Origin of the sequence: Frigoribacterium sp. CFBP 13729, from assembly GCF_014841875.1 — a bacterium.
GTDB lineage: Bacteria > Actinomycetota > Actinomycetes > Actinomycetales > Microbacteriaceae > Frigoribacterium.
The window spans coordinates 1-569 of sequence record NZ_JACYUR010000013.1 but is presented as its reverse complement, the minus strand read 5'-3'; the positions used below and the strand labels follow the sequence as shown (position 1 = coordinate 569).

Sequence of the window (569 nt, the reverse complement as noted above, 5' to 3'; positions counted from 1 at the left end):
AACACTGATCCAGATGGTGTAGCGTCATGGCTCGTCGTGAGAACGACACCGGCTCTCAGGAGTCGAAGAGCGATGGTCTTGCAACAGGAAGATCGGTGCTAAGGTTTCACAGCCGCTCCGGGCGATGGTCTCATATGAGATCGGGTCTCTGATGCGTTTGGTCCTTGAGAACTCAACAGCGTGCACATTGTCAAATGCCAAATTATACCCTGGCATTGTCGAAGGCTTCGGTCGTCGATGGTGTTTAGGTTTCTTTGAGATTGACGGACAATCAACAATCGTCAGATTGTTTTGTTCTTTCAGTCAGCATCAAATTCAGCAGTTATCACCTTTTTCCGGTGGTTCTGTTTTTTCTTTTACGGAGAGTTTGATCCTGGCTCAGGACGAACGCTGGCGGCGTGCTTAACACATGCAAGTCGAACGATGAACTCCAGCTTGCTGGGGGGATTAGTGGCGAACGGGTGAGTAACACGTGAGTAACCTGCCCTTGACTCTGGGATAAGCGCTGGAAACGGCGTCTAATACCGGATACGAGCTTCAGCCGCATGGCTAGGAGTTGGAAAGAATTT

At 49.9% G+C, this 569-nt stretch carries 1 rRNA gene; it reads left to right on the top strand.

Annotation, left to right across the window (positions count from 1 at the left end):
- Window positions 1–355: 355 nt before the first annotated feature.
- Window positions 356–569: ribosomal RNA gene (locus tag IFT77_RS16500) — 16S ribosomal RNA — on the top strand; the annotation flags it as partial.